The sequence below is a fragment of the Pseudoalteromonas sp. 1CM17D genome, from assembly GCF_023161805.1.
Taxonomy (GTDB): domain Bacteria; phylum Pseudomonadota; class Gammaproteobacteria; order Enterobacterales; family Alteromonadaceae; genus Pseudoalteromonas; species Pseudoalteromonas atlantica.
On record NZ_JALNTP010000021.1, the window covers coordinates 1 to 19,238 of the forward strand.

General features: G+C 41.6%; 16 protein-coding genes. 7 read left to right on the forward strand and 9 right to left on the reverse strand.

What is annotated here, in order from left to right:
- The first annotated feature begins 319 nt into the window (after positions 1 to 319).
- Positions 320 to 826, forward strand: a complete 507-nt coding sequence (locus MSC25_RS20025; RefSeq protein WP_024032749.1) for a TetR/AcrR family transcriptional regulator — start codon at positions 320 to 322, stop codon at positions 824 to 826.
- 11 nt (positions 827 to 837) lie between these two features.
- A complete protein-coding gene (locus tag MSC25_RS20030) occupies positions 838 to 1,896 on the forward strand; it encodes an alcohol dehydrogenase family protein (protein ID WP_248444436.1) in 1,059 nt (352 codons plus the stop codon).
- Positions 1,897 to 1,952: 56 nt separating this feature from the next.
- On the opposite strand, the gene MSC25_RS20035 is transcribed toward MSC25_RS20030, so the two are convergent.
- The 3 genes from MSC25_RS20035 to MSC25_RS20045 all read right to left on the reverse strand — a co-directional run bounded on the left by MSC25_RS20035 (position 1,953) and on the right by MSC25_RS20045 (position 5,493).
- Positions 1,953 to 3,179: a threonine/serine exporter family protein gene (locus tag MSC25_RS20035; protein WP_029773039.1), complete on the reverse strand. Its 1,227-nt coding sequence runs from the start codon at positions 3,177 to 3,179 to the stop codon at positions 1,953 to 1,955.
- Positions 3,180 to 3,286: 107 nt separating this feature from the next.
- Positions 3,287 to 4,516, reverse strand: coding sequence for a glycosyltransferase (locus MSC25_RS20040; RefSeq protein WP_248444437.1), 1,230 nt, complete (start codon positions 4,514 to 4,516; stop codon positions 3,287 to 3,289).
- Positions 4,516 to 5,493, reverse strand: a complete 978-nt coding sequence (locus MSC25_RS20045; protein ID WP_248444439.1) for a LacI family DNA-binding transcriptional regulator — start codon at positions 5,491 to 5,493, stop codon at positions 4,516 to 4,518. Before MSC25_RS20045 ends, MSC25_RS20040 begins: the two co-directional genes overlap by 1 nt.
- 165 nt (positions 5,494 to 5,658) lie before the next feature.
- Between MSC25_RS20045 and MSC25_RS20050 the strand changes: the two genes are divergently transcribed.
- From MSC25_RS20050 to MSC25_RS20060, 3 genes are all read left to right on the forward strand, one after another.
- Positions 5,659 to 8,121 carry a prolyl oligopeptidase family serine peptidase gene (locus MSC25_RS20050; RefSeq protein WP_248444440.1) on the forward strand — a complete coding sequence of 821 codons (2,463 nt, stop codon included), beginning with the start codon at positions 5,659 to 5,661 and terminating at the stop codon, positions 8,119 to 8,121.
- A gap of 68 nt (positions 8,122 to 8,189) precedes the next feature.
- On the forward strand, positions 8,190 to 8,807 hold the full coding sequence (locus MSC25_RS20055) for a LysE family translocator (RefSeq protein ID WP_096042830.1): 618 nt from the start codon (positions 8,190 to 8,192) through the stop codon (positions 8,805 to 8,807).
- A gap of 76 nt (positions 8,808 to 8,883) precedes the next feature.
- Positions 8,884 to 9,375, forward strand: a complete 492-nt coding sequence (locus MSC25_RS20060; protein ID WP_248444441.1) for a DUF2798 domain-containing protein — start codon at positions 8,884 to 8,886, stop codon at positions 9,373 to 9,375.
- On the opposite strand, the gene uvrA is transcribed toward MSC25_RS20060, so the two are convergent.
- Positions 9,372 to 11,933, reverse strand: a complete 2,562-nt coding sequence (gene uvrA / locus MSC25_RS20065; protein WP_248444442.1) for an excinuclease ABC subunit UvrA — start codon at positions 11,931 to 11,933, stop codon at positions 9,372 to 9,374. The two genes, MSC25_RS20060 and uvrA, sit on opposite strands and share 4 nt — an antisense overlap.
- Before the next feature lie 192 nt (positions 11,934 to 12,125).
- Between uvrA and MSC25_RS20070 the strand changes: the two genes are divergently transcribed.
- Positions 12,126 to 12,536, forward strand: coding sequence for a hypothetical protein (locus MSC25_RS20070; RefSeq protein WP_248444443.1), 411 nt, complete (start codon positions 12,126 to 12,128; stop codon positions 12,534 to 12,536).
- A 16-nt stretch (positions 12,537 to 12,552) separates the two neighbouring features.
- On the opposite strand, the gene MSC25_RS20075 is transcribed toward MSC25_RS20070, so the two are convergent.
- Genes MSC25_RS20075 through MSC25_RS20085 form a run of 3 tightly spaced genes read right to left on the reverse strand, consistent with a single transcriptional unit; the run spans position 12,553 to position 16,259 of the window.
- A complete protein-coding gene (locus MSC25_RS20075) occupies positions 12,553 to 13,341 on the reverse strand; it encodes a LytTR family transcriptional regulator DNA-binding domain-containing protein (protein WP_248444444.1) in 789 nt (262 codons plus the stop codon).
- Positions 13,338 to 14,378 (reverse strand): histidine kinase, encoded by a 1,041-nt coding sequence (locus MSC25_RS20080; protein ID WP_319640995.1) that lies wholly within the window; start codon positions 14,376 to 14,378, stop codon positions 13,338 to 13,340. The genes MSC25_RS20075 and MSC25_RS20080 overlap by 4 nt, the downstream gene beginning before the upstream one ends.
- Positions 14,379 to 14,405: 27 nt before the next feature.
- On the reverse strand, positions 14,406 to 16,259 hold the full coding sequence (locus MSC25_RS20085) for a CIA30 family protein (RefSeq protein ID WP_248444446.1): 1,854 nt from the start codon (positions 16,257 to 16,259) through the stop codon (positions 14,406 to 14,408).
- A gap of 1,164 nt (positions 16,260 to 17,423) precedes the next feature.
- Here MSC25_RS20085 and MSC25_RS20090 point away from each other — a divergent pair.
- Positions 17,424 to 17,936: a YolA family protein gene (locus MSC25_RS20090; protein WP_082423038.1), complete on the forward strand. Its 513-nt coding sequence runs from the start codon at positions 17,424 to 17,426 to the stop codon at positions 17,934 to 17,936.
- Positions 17,937 to 17,979: 43 nt separating this feature from the next.
- Here the strand turns inward: MSC25_RS20090 and MSC25_RS20095 are convergent, their stop codons facing one another.
- A complete protein-coding gene (locus tag MSC25_RS20095; RefSeq protein ID WP_013463093.1) occupies positions 17,980 to 18,417 on the reverse strand; it encodes a hypothetical protein in 438 nt (145 codons plus the stop codon).
- Between the two features lie 240 nt (positions 18,418 to 18,657).
- Entirely contained in the window at positions 18,658 to 19,038 is a 381-nt protein-coding gene (locus MSC25_RS20100) for a hypothetical protein (RefSeq protein WP_024606317.1), read from the reverse strand.
- Positions 19,039 to 19,238 lie beyond the last annotated feature (200 nt).

The following is a 19,238-nucleotide window of genomic DNA, read 5'->3' on the forward strand; positions in this document are numbered from 1 at the left end:
TAGAAAATGTTTAGGATTTAAAACACCAAATGAAGTCTATAATGAATTAGGTGGTGCACTTCCAATTAGAATCTAGGTTGTTAATTTATAAATAATTAGAGTGGGTGTCAAAGTTATGGCTTTATTATGACTAAGAAAGATTAAAGGGATGCCATATCTTTAAATATCCTCATATATTTTGGACTCTAGGACTTTCCTAGCCTGTTAATTTATAATGGGTGTCATAGTTATTATTTTATATAAATCTGTATTGGTTGACATGTAGAATGGATGCTCTACCATATTGGGTAGAGCATTCATTCTACATGGGTTAAACACTTTGCTAAAACAAGATATAGCTGCTGCACTTGAGGTGGCCTTTAGTCAGCATGGTTTTGCTGAGCCTAGTGTGGCTAAGCTGCAAAAACTCAGTGGCGTTAGTTTGCGCACCCTTTATAAATATTACCCGTCAAAGCAGGCAATGATCATTGCTGCGCTTGAGTACCGACATAATCGCTATATTAATTTTTTACTTAAAAATGCACCTGCTCCGGGAGTTGAGGCGGTTTTGCACATGTTTGATCAACTAAAAGCGTGGATGGTGCAATTTGCGCCTAATGGCTGTTTATCTATTAATGCGTTGTCGGCGTTTCCTGAAGATGAAGCTATTAGCCTTGCGGTGCAAACACATAAAAATGACGTAAAAAAACTGCTAGGTGAGCAAGGTTTAAATTCATCGTTGGCTAGTAGCTTGTTTTTGCTGCACGAGGGAGTGTCGAGTGCATGGCCAGTTATGGGCGATGAGGCGGTTACATCAGCAAAAAACAGTATTCTTAAATTAATATAATGGAGCAACCAATGGCAAATTTACCTAGCACAATGCACGCTGTACAGCTTACCGAGCATGGCGATTTTGATGTATTAAAGTATGCAACTAACTTACCGTTGCCAGGGCTTGCACAAACCGATGTACTTATAAAAGTTATGGCGGCAGGTGTTAATAACACAGATCTTAATACCCGCACGGCGTGGTACGCTAAAAAACAAAGCAGTGAAGACGATGCAAGTTGGTCTGGTGATGCGTTTGTTTTTCCTCGTATTCAAGGGGCAGATGTGTGCGGCGTAATAGTCGCTGTTGGTAAAAATGTAGATCAAAGCCGTATTGGTGAGCGCGTTATTGTTGAGCCATGTTTAATTAAAGCTAATGGCGAAACGCTTAAATCGCCATGGTATTTTGGCTCTGAGTGCGATGGTGGCTTTGCACAGTTTACCCGCGTTGACTCTATTCACGCTTATAAAATTAATAGTAACTATAGTGATGAAGAGCTGGCCTCTTTTCCGTGCTCATATTCTACGGCCGAAAACATGCTTTTTCGCTCAAACCCACAGCAAGGGCAAACTGTTTTAATTACAGGGGCTTCTGGTGGTGTTGGCTCAGCGGCAGTGCAATTAGCTAAAGCACGTGGCGCTTTTGTTATTGCCATTACGAGTAAAAGTAAGGCGCAGCAGCTTGAAGAGTTAGGTGCCGATAAAGTTATATTTCGTGAAGATGATTTAATTCAAGCCTTAGGTAAAAACAGTGTTGATGTAGTCATTGACCTTGTTGCCGGTGAGCAATGGCCTGCACTGCTGGAGGTATTAAAACCAAAAGGGCGTTATGCGGTGTCGGGCGCTATTGGCGGGGCATTAGTAGAGCTTGATATACGTACTTTGTACTTAAAAGATTTAACTTTTTTTGGCTGTACAGTTATAGAGCCTGAGGTATTTAAAAGCTTAGTTAACTTTATTGAACAAGAAAAAATAAAGCCTATTGTGGCGCAAACATTCCCATTGAGCGAAATTGTTACGGCGCAAAAAGTGTTTGCACAAAAACAACACGTAGGAAAAATTGTACTCACTATTCCCCATAGCGAATAGTACGTTAAACAACAAAGCCCGTTACAAAGTAAACGGGCTTTTTAATGGTAACAAGCTTATAAGCTTTTTTTAGGCGGTAAAGCCACGTTGGCAAATATTAGCCCTGCTACAAGCGACATAAATATTAAAAACGTTTGCTGGCCTATATGCTCGGCGTAAACAAAGTCTTGGCCTTCAATAAGCGAGTTTAAGCCAATATACGTTTTACTGCCGGGTACCAGTACAATTAAGCCTTGCATGGCAACAATGGAAGCTGGGGCATTTGCAACGCGGTTAAATAAGTTACTAAACACTCCCACCGAAAGCGCACCAACAAACGTGCCTAACGTGTAGTCAAGGTACATAGCCGAACCAATACTCGTGCCATAGGCTATAAAACCTGATGCGATAGACCATCCAGCATGTTTAAGTTTGGTTCTAAATATCACTATTAAGCTGCTACAAAGTAAAAATATAGCCAGCCATGCAGTCCAGCGCGGTAGTGGCTCGGGCTGTACAAAGTCAGTTTGGCCAAATATGGCAAAGCCAATGCCTATGCCAATAAAGGCGCCAAAGTACAGTTTAAATAACAGCATAAACGAGTCCATAACCCGCGCCGTACCCGACACCAAATGCCTAGCGGCAAGCTCTGCTAAACCAAGCGCTAGGGCTAAACCAGGTATAAATACAATAATGGCTGAAAGCACCACTAACCGTATATTTATATCGGGCGAAATATACACACTTATTGCACAAGCCAGCACTGCCGATACTATAGCAACAAGGGGCTCAAGCATGTGAGCAACCCGTTTTGAGCGCCCTGACCACAGCACAAACACATACACCACTAAAGTAAGTAACGCAGACCAAATAACGTCTGTCCAGCTGGTACCCATTAGCATGGCAAATGCTCCCCCCGATGTTGCAAAAGCAATACCGGTAACAAATTTATTGTACGGGTTTGGCATGTCGTAAATGGCATCAAGCTGAGCATCAACTTCTTGTAAGGTGAGCTTGTCGTCGAGCATTTGATTAACTAAGTCGTCGGTGTCGGCAAGTGAGCCTAGGTCGTGATCGCCTGGGTCTACGCGTGCCACGTGGGTGTATTCGTCTTCGTGGCCATCAGTCCAAATTACAAACGTTACCGAAGTTGGCGACATAACAAAAGACGATTTAAGTCCTAAGTAAGTGGCCACTTCCATTAAGTGTGCTTCTAGGCGGTACGCAGGGGTGCCGTACTTATGAAGCATTTTACCTAATTTAACGATAAATTTGCGTTTTTCAGTAAAGGTTGCAGTTTTCAAATCTTGTATGGACCAGTGTGTAAATAAATTAGCTAAAAGTATAGGCTAAAACGCCCATTTGTAATGGGCGCGATTTTAAACACAAATCTGTAGGAGTCTAGTCATTTTTAATCTAATTTTTTATTTTTTTCAGCAATCCATTGCGCCATATATTGCGTACTGCGCATAGTATGGTGTTTTAACATTTGTCCGGTGAAGTTTTTTTCCCTATGCGCTTTTAAATCGTTGCTTATAGAGTCAATTTTATTAATTAACGCCGCGCTTAATTTTACTTTGTCGTACAAGGTATTAAGTAGCGTATTGCCAGCTTGTTGCGCATGTTCAAAATCGGTTTGATTGGTGTAAAGCTCAACGGCTGCATTTGCAAAATCCTCAGTATTATTAGTCACTTTACCAGGCCATGGTAGTTCGTTGTGCATGCCCTCACTGCCTATGTCGGTAGTTACACTAGGGGTTTGCATTATCATTGCTTCTAGCAGCTTGCCTTTTATACCTGCGCCAAAACGAAGTGGGGCTAAACATACGCGTGCGCTTTGCATTACCTCATAGGCGTTTTCGGCCCAGCCTTTTATTAAAAAACCGGTTTTAGGGTTATTAAGGGCTGTTGCTTTTGGTGGCGGGTAAGAGCCATAAATATGCAGTTCTGCTTTTGGTAATTGCTTGCGAATAAGCGGCCATATTTTTTGTAAGTACAGCACGGCATCCCAGTTGGGGGCGTGTCTAAAGTTACCTATCGTCATAAAGTGCTCACGTTGTTCAAACGATTTAGTTTGCGCAGGTAAAGCAGTTAAATCGACCATAAAAGGGAGATGATGTAATAAACTGGCTTCTACGTTAAATACACTACTAAGTAATTGCATTTCAAAGCTTGAAATAATTAAGCTTAGGTCGCAGCGCAATATTGCGGCTATTTCGCGCTTTGCTATGTCTGAATGTAAATCGCTGGTGGTAAATTCTCGCTCGCCTTTGTGCGCTTCGTGACGCGCATTACGTAGGCATTGTAAATCTTCGGTATCGAGTATTTTAATGGCATTGGGGCAATGTTTATCTACACGCCAGCCAAATTGCTCTTCCATCATAAAGCGGTCAAACATCACTATGTCTGGGTTGTACGCTTTAACGTACTCATCAAAACTTTCGCAGTTTAGGGCAATGCTTTGACTTGTTATACCAAAGTGATCTAGGTTTACCATGTGCTCGGTGCGCTGTGCTGGGGTGGCAAATTCTACTTGCCAATTTTGCGCTTTAAACGCGTTTAATAACGACATCATGTGCGTACCCGCAGCAGACGAATTTGGCTCTGGCCATACGTAACCAATTACCAGCACTTTTTTCATTACGGTGTTTCTCTAATTTGTAGGTTTACATTTACCAGTGTTTTTACTGGTGCAGTGTTTGTTTGAAGTTGTTCTTGCAGCACTAAAATACTGCGCTTAGCAAGCTCTTGCGTGTTTATATTGGCGCAAGTAAAGCGAGGTTGAATTTCGGTAATATCAGGAATATGTAAGCAACTTACTATATTGTTTTTCAAATGCGGGGCGGCGGCTAAAACGCCATGCGCAATTATATTGTTAGCGCATACAACCGCGTCAATACTCGGATTATTAAGTAATGTGCTACTAAATATTTGCTTAGCATGTAATGGGGTGCTTTTTGTGCACGTAATAGCTGGCTCAGGGGTTATATTGTGTTTTTTACACGCGCTATTAAAGCCACTTAATAAACCTTGTGCAGATAAGCTTTCATCACCCACAAACAGTATGTTTTTAGGCGAATCATTTATTAGCTGCAGTGTTACTACATGGCTTGCTTTAGTGTAATCGGGTAAAACACACGGGGCTGAGCTGTAAGGTACTTCGTGCATTAGGCTAATAACATGGTAGGCAGTAGCAAGGTTGTCGAGCCACTGCGCACAGGTATTAGCCACAGGGCAAATTATAAATGCAGCCACTTTGTATTCTTTTAAATTACTTATTAGCTGCGTTTGGCGCTCTACGCTGTTGTTACTACTAACAATAATGGCCTGAAAAAAAGCCTCGCTTAATGCCTGCTCAATATTTTTAGCAAGCAATGCCATAAGTGGGTTTGTTAAATTGTCAATTACTACAACCACTAAATTAGAGCGCCCAGAGCGCATAGCCGCTGCATCGCGATTATACACATAACCTAGCTCATCTATGGCTTGTAACACTTTTTGTTTGCTTTTATCGGCTACTTTATTGCTGTGCGTAAGCACCAGCGATACGGTCGATTTAGACACCCCCGCACGGTGAGCAACATCAAAAATAGTGACCGATTTAGCTTTGTTAGGCATGGTATTTTAAGCGCGCAGTAGTGAGTAAATAGCTGCGTAGTGTAGCGTATATAATGCGTTTAAGTCATCTTTTAGCCCTGTAATTTAAAGCTTAATACTTTATGAACAGAGCAAAACATGTTTATATACCTTTTATAATCTTAAAAATAACAAAAGGATAAAAACATGAACGCATTTAGGCTGTTAGTTGCCTTTATTTGTTGTGTTGTAATAATGCCAAACAGCTATGCTGAGCAAGGTTATCAAACACCTTCGCCTGAGCTAGCCGCTGTGGTAGATGCCAAATTAGCACCCACTAGTTTTTTATCGAGCGATGGCCAATGGCTTGCTTTATTTGAGCGTAAGCGCGTAGAGACGCTTGACGAGCTTGCTAAAGATGAGCTTAAACTTGCGGGTATAAAGCTAAACCCTGCTAACTTTTCACGCTCGCGTGTTAGCGCTAAATACAGCGCGCTTGAGCTTAAGCATGTGCAAAGCGGCACCGTTATTAATATTAATAATTTACCAAACGGTATTATTCGCTCGCCTAAATGGTCATCTAACAGTAAATATTTAGCATTTGTTGTAGAGCAACAAAACCAAGCAAATTTATGGCTTTACAGTGTAGAGACAAAGCAAGCAAAAATGCTCTCAAATGCAGCGCTTAACTCGGTTATTACCGCTACGCCTTACCAATGGCTGCCCGATAGCAGCGCACTGGTTGCAAATTTAGCGGTTAATATAGGTAAACCCGCGTTAAAAAACAGCAGTCAAAATGTAGTGCCTGTAATACAACAAAGCACAGGCGAAAAAGCCCCAGCGCGTACCTATCAAAACTTATTAACCAGCCCGTTTGACGAAGCACAGTTTAAATTTTACGGCCAAGGGCAATTAGCTTACGTAACGCTTGATGGCAATACACAAGCCATTGGCAGCCCTGCATTATTTAAATCGTTTTCGGTATCGCCAGATTCAACCAATATATTAGTTGCTGCGATAAACGAGCCGTTTTCGTATCAAGTACCGTTCAGCCGTTTTGCCAGCACTTGGCAAATATGGGGAATGCGCGGTTACGCATTAGCCGAACTTGTAAAACAACCGCTTGCCGATAACATTCCACAAGGCTATGACAGTGTTCGTACTGGCCGCCGCGATTTTGAATGGCGCGCGGATCAAGGCGCAGAAGTTATTTGGGCCGAAGCGCAAGATGGCGGCGACATGAAAACCGATGTTAAGCACCATGATCATATTTACAGCCTACGCGCGCCGTTTAAACGCGAGCCTAAGCTGTTTGCTAAAGTAGAGCGCCGCTATGCTGGTATAGTCTGGGGTAATCAAAATATTGCCATGCTTAGCGACTGGCGCTTTAGCGACCGCCAAGTGCGTACGTATGTTATCCAGCCACGCAATGCAGATAAAAACCGTGTGCTTTTTTCTGAGCGAAGCTATAACGATGCGTATAAAAACCCAGGTAGCTTTATATACGAGCGTAACGATTTAGGCGCCAACGTTATTAAAATTGTTGGCGGGCGTTATATGTATCTGCGCGGTAACGGCGCGTCTGAGCAAGGTAATATTCCGTTTTTAGACCAGTACGATGTAAAAACGAATAGCAGCAAGCGTTTATGGCAATCACAAGCGCCATACTACGAGCGTGTTCGTGCATTGCTTGACGACGAAGGCGGGCGCTTTATAACTGTGCGAGAGTCTAAAACCGAGCAACCTAACTTTTTTATTCGTGATTTAGATAACGATACTCTTACGCAGCTTACTAATTTTGCTCATCCGTACCCAGCATTTAAAGGGGTTACAAAAGAACAGTTACGTTACAAACGCGATGACGGGGTTGAGCTTTCTGGCACGCTTTATTTACCACCAGGTTACGATGTAACCCAAGGCCCGTTACCGGTACTTATGTGGGCGTACCCACTTGAATACAAAGATAAAGCCGTAGCATCACAAGTGCGCGAATCGCCATACGAATTTACTTACATTGGTTATTGGGGCCCTATGCCTTACCTTGCTAAGGGTATTGCCGTATTTGACGACCCTAAAATGCCTATTGTAGGTATTGATGGCAGCGAGCCAAACGATAATTTTAGAAAGCAGCTAGTTTCAAGTGCGCAAGCTGCGGTTGATGTGCTGGTTAAAAAAGGCATTGCCGATAAAAACAGCATTGCTATAGCAGGGCACTCGTACGGTGCATTTATGGTGGCAAACCTATTAGCGCATAGTGATTTATTTAAAACCGGTATTGCTCGCAGTGGTGCTTACAACCGTACCCTAACGCCGTTTGGTTTTCAGGGTGAAGAGCGTGATTTTTGGCAAGCACAAAGTGTGTACTCTAACATGTCGCCGTTTTTCCATGCTGAAAAAATTAATGAGCCAATGCTGATGATTCATGGCAAAGAAGATCCTAACTCTGGAACTTTCCCAATGCAAAGTGAGCGTATGTACGCAGCGCTTAAAGGCTTAGGTAAAGACGCTCGCTTAGTAATGCTCCCTTACGAGGCACATGGCTACCGCGCACGTAAAAGCTTATTACACGTACTGTGGGAACAAGAGCAGTGGCTAGATAAGTATTTATTGAGTGATACTGCAAAGCCAGTAGAGGTCATTACTCAGCCAGTGGCAAGCACTGAACAATAGTAGATAATAGGTAACCAATAGCGCGGCTACTTTAGCCGCGTTTTTTGCTTTTAATATAGAGAGAAAAAATGATTGATGTTGCAGCGCTTGCCGTTTTTATTCCTACCTTCTTTTTTGTATCTATCACACCGGGTATGTGTATGACCCTCGCCATGACATTAGGTATGAGCATAGGTGTAAGGCGCACATTATGGATGATGATAGGTGAGCTGTTAGGGGTCGCAAGTGTTGCTATTGCTGCGGTATTAGGTGTTGCAGGCGTAATGCTAAATTACCCTAATGCGTTCGATATTTTAAAATGGGTAGGCGGTGCATACTTAATTTATATAGGTATAAATATGTGGCGCGCAAAAGGTAAAATGTCGATTGATACACATAGCCCAAGTGATGTAAGCCGCCAGTCGCTATTTACGCAAGGCTTTGTAACTGCCATTGCTAACCCAAAGGGCTGGGCGTTTATGATCTCTTTACTACCGCCATTTATTAGCGTTGAACACGCACTCGCCCCGCAACTGTTAGTGCTTGTTTTAGTTATTATGATAAGCGAATTTATTTGCATGTTAGCGTACGCCACAGGCGGTAAAAGCCTACGTTTATTTTTAAGCCGTGGTGATAATATAAAATGGATGAACCGAATTGCAGGCAGCCTTATGGTGCTAGTAGGCATATGGCTGGCATTAGGGTAATTAAATAACAGTTGATATTATCAATTAATTTGATATAGTTGATTTTGTCATCTATTTTAAGAGAAATACCTGTTTAATGAATACGCCTACTTTAGTAAATTCTGCGCTCGTAGAGCCTAAAAAAACACCGATCACTTATAAAATAATGGCGATGGTAAGTATTATTGTTTTTGTAGGCGGCAGCTTAACAGGTATTATGACTTACACAAATGTAGGTATAACTGAGCATTTTTATATGGATTGGTTTACCTCGTTTTTAAGTGCGGTGTTGGTTATGGCCCCTGTGGGGTTAGCAATAACAGCCCTTATGAATGCCTTGGTGGCTAAGTTATTACCAAAAGCAAGTGAGCTAAAACGTAATTTAGTGATTAGTGTTTTTATGGCGCTTACCATGGAGTCGCTAATGGCGTTTGTAACCGCTACTAACAATATAGGTTTTGCCAATATGCGCTTATTTTATACCGCGTGGGTAGAGGGGCTATTAGCCGCGCTACCCATTGGTTTAACATTAATGCTTGTTATGTCGGTTACTGTAAAACCTAAATTAGAGCGATTTTTAAAAAGCTAAATTGCGCTTTTTAAAAACGTTGACGTGCGGCTATGCTTAGATTGAGCCACATCTTCAGGTTTACCTTGAGCAACAATTAAGCCACCTTCGTCCCCGGCTCCTGGGCCAATATCAATAACCCAATCGCTGTTACTGGCTACTTGCATATCGTGCTCAACCATAATAACGGTGTTGCCCGCATCAACTAAGCCATTTAACTGCGTCATCAACATGGCTACATCTTTTGGGTGTAGGCCGGTGGTTGGTTCATCTAAAATATACAGCGTATCGCCGCGCTGCGCACGTTGCAGCTCTGTGGCAAGCTTTATGCGCTGGGCCTCTCCGCCCGAAAGCTCAGTAGCAGGTTGCCCTAAACGTAAATAGCCAAGGCCTACTTGTAAGAGCGCATTTAGCGCACGTAAAATAGCGGGTTCATCGGCAAAAAATGTATGCGCTGACTCCACCGTTAAATTAAGCACATCGGCAATGGTTTTATCTTTATAGGTAATGTCGAGTGTTTTTTGGTTATAGCGCTTAGCGTTACACACGGGGCACGGCGAATACACGCTCGGTAAAAATAACAGCTCAATGCTTACAAAGCCTACGCCTTCGCAGTTGTCGCAACGGCCTTTTTTCACATTAAACGAAAAACGACCTGCATCGTATTTACGCGCCTTTGCCTCTTTAGTATTGGCAAACAATTTACGTACGTGATCGAACAAACCAGTGTAAGTAGCAAGGTTTGAGCGAGGCGTGCGGCCAATGGCTTTTTGATCAACCGTTATTAGGCGCTTTATATGCTCAAGGCCCTCGGTTATTTTGCCATGGGTTGGTGTTTGGAGTTCTTGATCAAGCAAGTCGGCTTCATCGGTAGGCATTGGCGGCGGCGTTTTCTGTCCTAAAGCATTTTGAATAAGCTCGACTAAGGCTTGGCTTACTAAGCTTGATTTACCTGAGCCAGAAACCCCCGTAACACTTGTAATAACCCCAAGCGGAAATTCGGCACTGATGTTGTGTAAATTGTTACGCTCAATAGCACTTAGCTTAAGCCAGGCTGCTGGCGTACGTTGTGTTTGATGATTTGGCTTTGCGTTATTGTTATGTTTAAAAAGATGCTGACTTGTATGTGAGTTGCTCACTTGCTCTAAGCCTTCAACTGGGCCGCTGTAAACAATATTACCGCCATGCGAACCCGCATTTGGCCCTACATCAACCACCCAATCGGCGTGGCGAATTACACTTGTATCGTGCTCCACCACAAATACTGAGTTACCAGCCGCTATTAGCTCATCTAGGGCGCTTAAAAGTGCTTGCGTATCGGCTGGGTGTAAACCTGCCGAAGGTTCATCTAGCACATACACAACACCAAATAATTTTGAGCGAATTTGCGTTGCAAGCCGCAAGCGTTGTAATTCCCCAGCTGATAACGATGGCGTAGTACGCTCAAGCGATAAATACCCTAAACCAAGTTTAGTGAGTGCTTCTACGCGTTTAATAATGTCGCTTGTGATGCGCTTTGCCACAATGGCTTTTTCGGGGTTGGCTGCGTTACTTTTAGCGGGGTTATTGGCAGCAATGCTGAGTTTTTCTGCCAGCTCGCCAAGTGTTAATTGCGAAATTTCGCCTATATCAAGGCCTGCTACTTTAACCGATAACGACTCTTTTTTAAGTTTTTTTCCTTCGCACTGCGGGCATTGTGATATTTGCATATACTGCGACACACGCTTTTTTGTGCGTGGGCTTTGGGTACTGGCAAACGACTGTAAAACAAAGCGTTTAGCACTTATAAATGTACCCATGTAGCTGGGGCTTTCTTCATTTTTAATAGCCGCTTGGGTTTGCTCAAGCGTGTACTCGGGAAGCACGGGTACTGTGGGCGTGTCGTCGGTAAACAAAATCCAATCACGGGCTTTTTTAGGCAGGGTATTCCACGGTTTATTAATATCGTAACCTAAAGAAGTAAGAATGCGGCTTAGGTTTTTACCTTGCCAAGCCGGCGGCCATGCTGCAATGGCGCGCTCTTTAATTGATTTAGTAGGGTCGGGCACTAACAGCTCTTCGGTTACGTTAAATACGCGGCCAATACCATGGCACTCTGGGCAGGCACCTTGTGGCGTGTTAGGCGAAAACGCATCGGCATACAGTATACCTTGCCCTTTGGGGTATTCGCCCGCGCGTGAGTAAAGCATTCGCAGCGCGTTAGAAATAGTGGTTACGCTACCCACCGATGAGCGTACCGAGGGTGCGCCACGCTGTTGTTGTAATGCTACCGCGGGTGGCAGCCCTTCAATCGAATCTACATCGGGCTCATCTACTTGGTCTATTAATCTGCGCGCATAAGGCGATACCGAATCAAGATAACGATGCTGTGATTCGGCAAATAATGTTCCAAAGGCGAGCGATGATTTACCCGAGCCCGATATACCAGTAAAAACAACAAGTGAATTACGGGGCAAGTTTACATCCACATTTTTTAAATTATGAACACGCGCGCCTCGTACTTGAATGCTGTGCTCTGGGTTTAATAAAGCCGATTGCGCATTACTAACCTCATGTGAATTTTTAGGTGTGGTTGCCATGTAATTTACTCCTGTTTAATAATCATGTGTTTATTAACGTGCCGCAAAGTATTAATACTAATGGGGCGTCACTGAATGAGCGCTTAGTTAGTTTACTGAGCGTTTAATAGAGTGTTTACATAATAGGTAAAAACTGCGAGTATAAATTTCAATCAAGTATGCAAAATTCGAAATTTAAAAGGACGTTTAATTGTGGCAAAAATTGTAGTTAGCTTTTTATTTTTATTGGTACTTTGCGCCAATGTGTGTGCAGCGCAAAATAATGTACTAAACGTTGACCGAGCCATACCAAATGGCATGCACTTGTCGTTTCCAAACGATAATAATATAACGCCTAAAAAGTCTGACTTTTCTATTGCAAACTATGTACTTATGAGCAACAAAATAGGAGAGCGTTGGGCGGTTATTACCCTTACTAATTTAGCCTCTGGCAAGCGTGAACTTAATCAAGAACACGTATTAGCGTTGTTTGCAGATGGCAGCAGGCTAACACCAAGTGATTTTAAACTAGGCTTTAAAGGCAATCAAACACAGTCGGTAACGGTATCGTTTGCTGAGCATACGTTTCCTATTTTAAGTGTGTATACCAGTAATGATCAGTAACATGTTTTTAGATAAGTTAAATATGTAGCAATTGCTTTAGTTTATCGGCACCGGCTCTGCTGGTGCTTAGTTCAGATTTAATATCATCATTTACAATCACCATTAGCTTGCCGTTAAACCAACGCTGTATTTCTTTAATGTGGTCAACGTTAACCAAATAGCTTCGATGAATTCGTACAAAGTTTTTTGCTACTAGGGCATGTTCAAGTTGATCGAGTGTATCGCTTAAGTGATGAAATGTCTCGCCATTCCACGCCAAACTATTGCCTTGCTCCGATTTAATAAATTTAATGTCACTTGGGGAGAGTAAAAATATCCGCTCACCGTTTTTACTAATGAGCTTATTTATGGTGTTTTTGGTTAATGTAAAGGTTTGCTCGTGTTCTGGGCTGTTAACTTGGGAGTGGGCACGTTGTTGCTCTAGTTGCTGCTGCGCTTTGCCGAGAGCTTTTTTTAGCCTAGCAATAGGAAAAGGTTTGAGTAAGTAGTCAGTTGAGGCGTGCTCAAAAGCTTCAATTGCAAATTGGTCATACGCGGTTGTGTAAATAATAATGGGCTGGTAGTTAAGTAAATCAATAAGCTCTAAGCCGTTAATTTCAGGCATTTGTATATCAAGTAATACCACATCCGGAGTCAGCTCATTAATTAATGATATGGCCTCTTTGCCATTTGTGGCCATACCCACTACTTCAACATGCTCCATTAAACTCAATTGATGGCTTAATTTTTCGCGAGCGGGAAGCTCGTCATCGGCAAATAATACACGCATTTTAGTCATTGTGTTTGGCTGGTTTTCGCTGCTCATAGTGTTAGCTCCAACGTAACCACTGCACCATTATTATTGCTCAGTAGTACCTTACTTTTACCAAGTTGTTTAACGCGCTTGAGTATGTTTTTCATTCCTACACCACTGCCATGGCCGTGTTTTATAACATCGCTCGAAAAACCCTTACCGTTATCGCTAATTTGTATTTTAACGCCGTTAGGTAGCTCACTAAGCGTTATATTAAGTATTAACGACGTTTGTTGGGCGTTGTGTTTAATGGCGTTTTCAATAATTGGTTGAATAAGTAGCGGGGGCAGCGATATGTTTTTAAGCGTATTGGGAATGTGGTAATTAACCTGAAGTTTATCGCCAAAGCGGGCTTTTTCAATATTTAGGTACTTTTCTATTATTGTAAGCTCTTGCTGTAAAGGTATTTGTTGTTGCTCTGCCGTGTCGAGGGAGTACCTTAAAATGTCAGCCAGTTCATGCAGTACTTCATCGGCTAAATCAGGGTTTGTATGAATATAAGCCGAAATTGTATTTAAGCTATTAAACATAAAATGTGGGTTTAGTTGGTAGCGTAATGTAGCAAGTTGGGCTTGTTTAAGCGCGTGTTTTTCGGCTGTTGCGCGTTTTTTGTTTTCAATAAAAATACTGGTAAAGTAAATACACGAGCCCCAAAGTAAGCCGTTACAAACAACAAACACCCCCATCGATTTGTGCCCATCAAAAAGCTGTGTGAGTACTATATCGGTAAGCACATTACCAAGTGCCATAAATACAACTGCTATTAACCATTCAAACGCTATTTTGTTAATGTGTTTATTACGCAGGTAAAAAATAACCGCTGCCGCACTCCAAACAGGAACCCAGTAAAAAGTAACAAACCACACGGTAGCAGCGAGTGCACTACCCGCAGTAAAGGGCGCAGAGTTAGCAATTATCAGCCCAAGGGCATAAGCAATATCTACAACAAGTAAAATAAAAAAGCTGTATTTATAAAAAGGATGTTTGAGCATAATAGGTGCTTCTTTTTGTAAGTGATTAAACCATAACAAAAAACAGTCAAAACCCAAAGAGTTTGTGTTTTGACTGCTACTCTTTTAAAAGTAAGTTAGCTCTTTGATTTGTAATGTGTTTTTTAATGGCTCATTGCTTGCGCCTGGCATTTTTCGCCACATTAAGTTAACTCCAGTTAATTCAGTGGCCGACCACGTAACGGGGCTACCAAAGCCAAATTGTTTAAATGTAGTGAAAGGAATATCAAGCGTTGTCCACTCATCGCGCGGCTTTAAAAGTACACTAAAGTGATCCCAATCTTTTACATCATTATGATAAACAGACAAGGCAAAAGGCGTGCTTGAACCTTTATAGGTTAATCGAATACCTTTAAATGCAGAGGCATCAGCCGGCGATGTAAATTTTATTTCAGCGCCTGCCCACGCGCCAAAGCTGGTTGGCTTTGTAATGGTTGTATCAATAGTTAAGCTGTTTTTATTTGTGGTAAGTGTTGCCACAGACTGACCACCCATTACCGAGTCGCTCAAGGTTTGCCATGGTGTATCACCGGTAAAATCATCAATAACATGTTGCGCTTGGCTGCTTTTTATTACTTCATTACAAGCGGGGCCTTGTGGTGTTATAGCCTTGTTTTGCGCAATTAAGGCTGGGCGGTCTACTTGTATACCTGATTTGTAAACCTCTGAGATAGTGTGAATGTGGTTTATATCATCAAGCGGGTTTTGCTTAAGCAGTACAAAGCTTGCCTCAAAGCCATTAGCCAGCTTGCCAATGCTCTTGGCTTTATTAATCGCTTTTGCGCCGTTAACTGTGGCTGCATTAATTATTTCACCATTTGTTAAGCCTGCTTTTTTAAGGGCATCTAACTCGTTGTGTAACCCAGTACCGTGCAGCGTGTAAGGGTTTCCGGCATCAGATCCTGTGCCTATAGTAATATTAGCTTTATGTAGCTTTTGTATATTTGCATAAGCGGTTTTTCGCTCCTCCCACGCGTGCTCTTTCCATTTTGAAGGTGCAGGCACGTTGTCAAACAAACACCCTTGAAGCTTTTCGGGAATGGTTTTTAGTAACTCGCTTTGTGAGCTTATAGTATGGTTATGCTTTTCATCGCTATGGTTATGATACACCGCAAGGGTAGGAATATAGGTTACATTATGCTGTTTCATTAGCGTAATAAATTCATCGTCAATCGCTTCGCTATTAATACCGTGCGCTAGAGCCGTTGCACCGGCTTTAATAGCGCGTTTATCATCATTTAATGTAGAAACATGCACAAAATACGGTAAATTAGCCGCTTTAGAGCGTTTACCTAGCTCGCTTAATTGGCTATCAGTTAACGATTTACCCACACCGCCAAAGGTTTCTATAACTGCTTTAGTTACATGTGGATTAGTGCTTATATGTTTTTGCCATAGCGCTGCTATGTCTTCATCTTTTGCAATTTCGTATGCGTGGCCGCCAAACTGCGTGCCATGCCCACCAGGGTTGGTAAACAAAGTACCCGCATAAAAAAGGTTAGGGGTTAGTTGGGCTGCTTTTAATTGAGCGGCTTCGTTTAGGGTTTGCTCAAACGAAAACAAATCAACAATATTAGTTACGCCTAAATACAAATTAGAATTAAAGTGCGATTGAACCGGCAAATACTGAAACTCAGTAAAGTTACTGCCCGATGAACCCAAATGTACATGTAAATCAATTAAACCAGGTATTGCATATTGGTTGTTAGCATCAATAGTTTTATCTGCGTTTTGTAGTGGATCAGTCGCTTTAGTAATACTTACTATTTTACCATCATCAATATACAGCGAACTCGGCACAGAAAAACTTTGCGAGCTACTTTGGTATAAGCGAATGTTGTCGACCCGCAGGTCAATGGCATACGCACTAAAGTGGCTTGCTAAACTCAGTGCTATAACTGTTTTTGTAATAATGTTCATGACTATATTCCTTATCAATAAATAGGTATTTGGCGTTTTGTTGATAAGGAATTTAGCGAGCTTTTTAACCAGCTTCATTAATGTTTATCTGAATCGACATTATAAGAGGTTGAACCGACACAAAAGTAAATAAGCGTTGTGGTAGGGGACTCGGGCTAACTAAATTAAGTTTTTAAAGGGCCGTTATGAGCGAGAAGCAGACGGTCGGTTAAACTCGTTTTTGGACAGAAACGTGTCAGGGACTTTTCTAAATTAGCAACGCACAGATAGCAATACGTACGGCTGTGTTTATCAGACCTGTTTATTCAATAACTTTATCGAGTCCGTTCAAAAGTACCGTTCACATCACGCGTGTAACTTTCCCGTGTGCAATTCGTTATTAGCGCTTACATGGCAAGGCCTCTAGGTTAATACGACAGTGTAACCTAGAGTGCCGCCGCACCTGTTTTTAATGTGAAATGGTAGATACACCGGCAATTATTTTAATAAATACTCACCTTTTGCTTATTCGTAAAAGTGCTATGCGTTAAATTATGATTAAGCGGAACTAAGGCGACAGGTTAATTTTTTCAGCGCCGCAGATAGTTAAAAAATTTTGTTAGTATCAAAGAAACATAAAAAATGAAGGTAACCAGGCACGAGGCCTGGTTGAAAATCAACGATAGTAAAATGGCATGGATGCCACGTTCTAACCGCCAATCTTTTACGGCAATTTAAGATTACACTGCGGTTGGGGCACTATCAATATTAATGAGCACGCGAATGAAAATAGATATTCATTATAAAGTGAAAGTAGAAGGAAGGTTTTCTATTAATTTAATTTCCCTAATTTCTGTAGCCCAATTGGTTATAAGTTTAATAGGTTAATTGTTAGGTAGGGGGTATTGCAGGTCAAAGTGTGATACCCCATTATTTTAGCCGCTAAAATTAAAGTTTCACCGGTGAAACTCAGTTGTTGGATGAAGGTCTTGTGTTTGATTTTCTGCTATCAGTTAACAAATATAAAAATTAATTATTTATCATTATGTTTTCATTTTTTGACAATGCTAAAGGCGTGAACTATAAATACCTTTCAATTGATATTAAAAGGGAAATTCAAGGACTATAAAAATAAATTTAATTAATTGCCTGCTATCTGTAGTCATAGCAACTGGTGTAAGTAATATGAGTTATGCTGAGGAAGTTCCGCGCAGTCAACAAGTAATTACCTCCCTTCCTGTACTCACTAGTCAGAATGCTCCAGCTCCTGCCGAAATCAAAAACATCCGCATGGAGTCTGAATTAATGGCTCGAGCATCAGCTCCGCCGCTATCTTCAATGTGGGTATATGCTGTTGGTTCAACTGATTGTGGGTGGGAGTCCACTGTTGGTATGACAACAACTGCATGTGATCATGGGGGAGAGCAGCTGCGTACTGCTGTTTTAGAAATTGGTTATGGTTATAATCATATTGCTTGGATGAACGGTGGGTTACTTCCGAGTTCCACAATGTACTCAAGTACGCCTGTTTGTGTGACTGGTAGTAATTACACATGGCCTTGTACCGCTGGGCAAACTGTCGTGGGTTTCCTCAATGAATACAATGTCGATGGTCATCAAAACGGATTATTCAAATACCAAAATACTTCGACTAATTCGCCATGGAATACTATGTCAGTCCAGATCAGTATTCTTTGATTTATTAATGATGTAGGCCAGACATTCTGGCCTTTTTATATTTCTAAATACGAATGTTAACACCAGTACTTTTGTCTTGCATGATAGACATAGCTGATTCTAACATCTTCAAAGTAGTCTCGTCATTGCGTGACAGTGCGCCTTGGATGCCATCACGCGTTTTTTGAATGAAGTTATATCGTGTTTCATCACTGTGTGCACCTGCCAGTTCGCCTCCATTTACGGGTATTTTCATAGTCATAGCCATGAAAGGCCTGCCGTCATCGAGAGACATTTCTCCATTGCGGATTTGAGTGTTGGCCCAGTCCCGCATTTCTTGCCGGGTCATACTAGTGAAATCCGCCTGTTTTGTGCTGCTGTCAGTCTTATCATTGTCTGTTTGTGCTGCTGTTAATGCAGCCGAAAATGACGTTGAGGCCTCTGTTGAAGGCTTGGTACGCTGGTTCCCATTAAAATAATGTACGTTTGCATCAACTCGCATAGGTTCTTTTCCTTAGTATGATCGTATGAGTGATATTAACTGCAAAACCTGCGCCATAATTATACACTTATAGTCTTTTGAAAACGCCTTTAAAAAGTTTATTTAAATTAAGTTGTTGAAGGTAATTCATCGTAAAGTGAAAAGCTTAATACAGAGGTGTTGGACGGCAAAGGCTTTCCGGTAACTGGAATATTTACTAATAGGCTTGGCTCATAGGCCTTAAATTATTCAGGATAAAGCCTAATAAAAGAAGGTTTTGAAATAAGCAATATTAAAGTGAAATATTGGGATCGAGATTGATACAAAGATGAGGGATATAGAAATCAATATCCATTTCAATTTTTTGATTTCTTTTAAGTGATTTGCATTTTTAAGCGATTCATTTAGCCGCTGAATATTTAGTTCAACTTCGTGTACAGTCTCCTGAGAGACGAGCGCTAAATCTTTAATACTATCAACAGAGCTTTTTAAGTTTTTCTCTGTTGCTAGTATATGAGTATCAACGCTCTTAATTTCCAGTGATTTCTTCACATATTCAGATAAAGAAATACCTTCCTTTTGCGCCTCACTACTTAAAGACTCTTTTAATTTATCGTCAATTCGGATGCTTAGAATAGCCATTCTAAAATACCTCTGATGTATACGGGTGTAAACAAAGCGTATACGCCTATTTTTAAAGGCGCAACAGGTTATTTTAGATGAAAACTGTGTATGACAAAATGAGATAATAGGCACGCTGTCGAATGAATCGCCCCGAGTTCATCGGAGACCAGTTTGTTTAAGTCAGGCCACTTTACCTGACTCGTTTAAATTATCATAGT

Coding starts and splice junctions, on each gene's coding strand:
- MSC25_RS20045 (WP_248444439.1), bottom strand. CDS start 5,493: ATGCCTAACAAAGCTAAATCGGTCACTATTTTTGATGTTGCTCACCGT.
- MSC25_RS20050 (WP_248444440.1), top strand. CDS start 5,659: ATGAACGCATTTAGGCTGTTAGTTGCCTTTATTTGTTGTGTTGTAATA.
- MSC25_RS20095 (WP_013463093.1), bottom strand. CDS start 18,417: ATGCGAGTTGATGCAAACGTACATTATTTTAATGGGAACCAGCGTACC.
- MSC25_RS20075 (WP_248444444.1), bottom strand. CDS start 13,341: ATGAGCAGCGAAAACCAGCCAAACACAATGACTAAAATGCGTGTATTA.
- MSC25_RS20030 (WP_248444436.1), top strand. CDS start 838: ATGGCAAATTTACCTAGCACAATGCACGCTGTACAGCTTACCGAGCAT.
- MSC25_RS20040 (WP_248444437.1), bottom strand. CDS start 4,516: ATGAAAAAAGTGCTGGTAATTGGTTACGTATGGCCAGAGCCAAATTCG.
- MSC25_RS20055 (WP_096042830.1), top strand. CDS start 8,190: ATGATTGATGTTGCAGCGCTTGCCGTTTTTATTCCTACCTTCTTTTTT.
- uvrA (WP_248444442.1), bottom strand. CDS start 11,933: ATGGCAACCACACCTAAAAATTCACATGAGGTTAGTAATGCGCAATCG.
- MSC25_RS20085 (WP_248444446.1), bottom strand. CDS start 16,259: ATGAACATTATTACAAAAACAGTTATAGCACTGAGTTTAGCAAGCCAC.
- MSC25_RS20090 (WP_082423038.1), top strand. CDS start 17,424: ATGAGTTATGCTGAGGAAGTTCCGCGCAGTCAACAAGTAATTACCTCC.
- MSC25_RS20100 (WP_024606317.1), bottom strand. CDS start 19,038: ATGGCTATTCTAAGCATCCGAATTGACGATAAATTAAAAGAGTCTTTA.
- MSC25_RS20060 (WP_248444441.1), top strand. CDS start 8,884: ATGAATACGCCTACTTTAGTAAATTCTGCGCTCGTAGAGCCTAAAAAA.